Source organism: Paraburkholderia dipogonis (assembly GCF_042680985.1).
Lineage (GTDB): Bacteria > Pseudomonadota > Gammaproteobacteria > Burkholderiales > Burkholderiaceae > Paraburkholderia > Paraburkholderia phytofirmans.
This window is the reverse complement of record NZ_JBHUFR010000044.1, coordinates 1-3,065: the sequence shown is the minus strand read 5'-3', so window position 1 is coordinate 3,065 and position 3,065 is coordinate 1. Positions and strand designations below refer to the sequence as shown.

At 59.8% G+C, this 3,065-nt stretch carries 2 protein-coding genes and 1 pseudogene; 1 reads left to right on the top strand and 2 read right to left on the bottom strand.

Annotated features, from left to right (window positions below; translation table 11 throughout):
- On the top strand, nt 1-360 hold a 360-nt coding region (locus ACFSNN_RS38665), incomplete at its 5' end, for a transposase (RefSeq protein ID WP_377779222.1).
- Between the two features lie 546 nt (nt 361-906).
- Here ACFSNN_RS38665 and ACFSNN_RS38660 read toward each other — a convergent pair.
- Nucleotides 907-2,196, bottom strand: a pseudogene (locus tag ACFSNN_RS38660) (IS701 family transposase); the annotation flags it as partial.
- Nucleotides 2,197-2,705: 509 nt separating this feature from the next.
- The coding region (locus tag ACFSNN_RS38655; RefSeq protein ID WP_377779222.1) for a transposase at nt 2,706-3,065 on the bottom strand (360 nt) is incomplete at its 5' end.

Below are 3,065 nucleotides of genomic sequence, written 5' to 3'. Positions count from 1 at the left end.
AAGGAGCTGTTCGGATGGCGGCAGTTTCGCAATCGCCGCGAGCTCGCCGGCTGTCTCGGTCTGGCGCCTACGCCCTATGCAAGCGGCACCAGTGAAGTCGAGCAGGGTATCAGCAAGGCGGGCAACAAGCGGGTGCGGTGGTTGATGGTGGAACTTGCCTGGAGCTGGCTACGCTTCCAGCCAGTCAGCGAGATGAGTAAATGGTTCAACCAGCGCTTTGGCAGCACTGGCAAGCGCTCGCGACGCATCGGCATTGTCGCGCTTGCGCGCCGTCTCGCGATCGCACTATGGCGTTATCTGGAACATGGCGAGATTCCGGCAGGAGCAAGGCTCAAACCGGCGGCAACACCGGCGCTGTAACCTGAGCAACGACAGTCAGGCAGGATTGAAAAAGGTTCGCGTGCCCGGACAGTAAGCGGGTTGCCCTGACGGGTGACCGTAGTTCTAGATGGGGTACGTCGCTAACGGAGTGGTTCCAGCGCTTTGCGCATGCGGTATGTGGTGACCGGCCTCGCGCCGGCACGGATAGAAGTTGGCCCGGGGCAACCGCCCGGATATCAGACACTCCGGCCTCGAACGTTTTAGTGACTCGCCTGATGTAGAGGATTCCATACTTAATTCTATACCTTCAGCAAACAGCAGGTTATCCACCGCTGGTCAGCGGTTCGAGTGTTATGACCGCGACGCTGACCAGCGGTGGATAACCTGCCTCTGTCAAACGGAGGCAAATGACCTACGGAAAGCACATCGAAAAAGGGGTTTACTACCGATCCCCCATAGAAGTCTTACTGTGTCATAAAATAAAGACGTCTTCCCAGCCTTCGGCAGCATGGACAGGCGTCGAGCCCCGCGACCAGTCGCACCGTAAGTTCGTAGCGGATGGTGGCAATCGAGTCAGCCGTGTGGCGCTGTGCGCGCCGGACTTCCCCGCGCAATGTAATCGTCGGGAACTGCAGGTGTCTGGCGTGCTGCGAAGTTTTTTTTGGCGCTGACCGGGGTACCGGTAGCGAGACGCTCTGAGAGAAGGAACCCGTAGGCCGCGATCGCCAGTGCAGCGTGGTGGTGAAACCCACGCCATCCCCGGCCTTCGTAGTGTCCCAGCCCCAGCTCCTGCTTCAGATCCTGGTAATCACGTTCGATACGCCAACGCATGTGTGCATGCGCCACGAGTTGCTCCAGCGCAGTATCAGCCGGCAGGTTGGACAGATAGTATTTCAGCGGGTCAGCGTCGCCGGCGGGCCACTCGATGAGCAGCCATTGCTCGGGGCGCAATCTCGCCTTGCCGGTATTGCCGCCCGCGTGACGCACGCGCACCGCGGCGAAACGTCCGCTGAGCGTTTCGTTCGAACCCTCCCGCCAGCTGAGCGTGGTGAAGGCAGTAGCAGGCAGTGAATGCGCCAGGTCCTTCACGTTCACCGGCTGTCGGGCGCGTGTGCGGCGCGGTACCACAGGCGGGCGGCCCATGCCGCCATACGGTTTGGGCGGCAATGGTTCGACGTCCGGTGGCCAGACCACGAGAGCCGATGTGATGCCGACCACATAAGACAAGCCCAGATCGTCCAGACGTTGCCGGAAGGCGTTATCTATTCCATAGCCTGCATCGGCCAGTACGCAATGTCGGGGCGCACCCGCAGCCAGCAGGGCCTCGATCTGTCGCAATGCAATCTGCGCCTTCGTCTCAAACCCGATCTGCGCGGGAATGCCGGCTTTCTCGCGCCGCTCATCATCCTCTGCCCATTCACGCGGCACATAGAGCTGCCACGCAACCGGAATGCTGGCCTGCTCGCAGGCCAGTGACACACTGACCGCGACCTGGCAATTATCCTGTTTCCCCAGCACCCCGCAGTATTGACGCGCCACACCTACGGAATGGCGGCCCTTCTTTGGAAATCCCGTGTCGTCCACAATCCAGAAGCCGCCGCCGGAAAAATCCATCCGCGGCACGACCCACTGGCTGACCCGGAGAAGTAGCTCGTCGTCTGACCAGTCGGCTTTGGCCACAAAGTGGTGCAAAGCCTGATGCCGGGCGCTGGCGTGAAGCGGATCCACGCTTGCGGCCATCGGCTCGACGCTCTTGCGCGTCAACGGCAACATCAGGCCTGTGCAGTAGCCCCTCAGTCCTGAGTGGCGATCCGCATGACCCAAGCCGCCAGACAAATGCTCAATGTACTGCTCAAACCGCATTTGTGCGTCCATTGCTTCTCGCTCTATGCCTGGGTATCCTCATTATACGAGGACAAACAAAGCAATATCGCTATTGTTAGTTTTGTGACACAGTAAGACTTCTATGGGGGATCGGTAGTCAACCCCTTTTTCAATGTGCTTTCCATAGGTCATTTGCCTCCGTTTGACAGAGGCAGGTTATCCACCGCTGGTTCAGCGTCGCGGTAATAACACTCGAACCGCTGACCGGCGGTGGATAACCTGCTGTTTGCTGAAGGTATAGAATTCAGTCTGGAATCCTCTACATCAGGCGAGTCACTAAAACGTTCGAGGCCGGAGTGTCTGATATCCGGGCGGTTGCCCCGGGCCAACTTCTATCCGTGCCGGCGCGAGGCCGGTCACCACATACTGCGTGCGCAAAGCGCTGGAACCACTCCGTTACCGACGTACCCCATCTAGAACTACGGTCACCGGTCAGGGCAACCCGCTTACTGTCCGGGCACGCGAACCTTTTCAATCCTGCCTGACTGTCGTTGCTCAGGTTACAGCGCCGGTGTTGCCGCGGGTTTGAGTCTTGCTCCTGCCGGAATCTCGCCATGTTCCAGATAACGCCATAGTGCGATCGCGAGACGGCGCGCAAGCGCGACAATGCCGATGCGTCGCGAGCGCTTGCCAGTGCTGCCAAAGCGCTGGTTGAACCATTTACTCATCTCGCTGACCGGCTGGAAGCGTAGCCAGCTCCAGGCGAGTTCCACCATCAACCACCGCACCCGCTTGTTGCCCGCCTTGCTGATACCCTGCTCGACTTCACTGGTACCGCTTGCATAGGGCGTAGGCGCCAGACCCAGACAGCCGGCGAGCTCGCGGCGATTGCGAAACTGCCGCCATCCGAACAGCTCCTT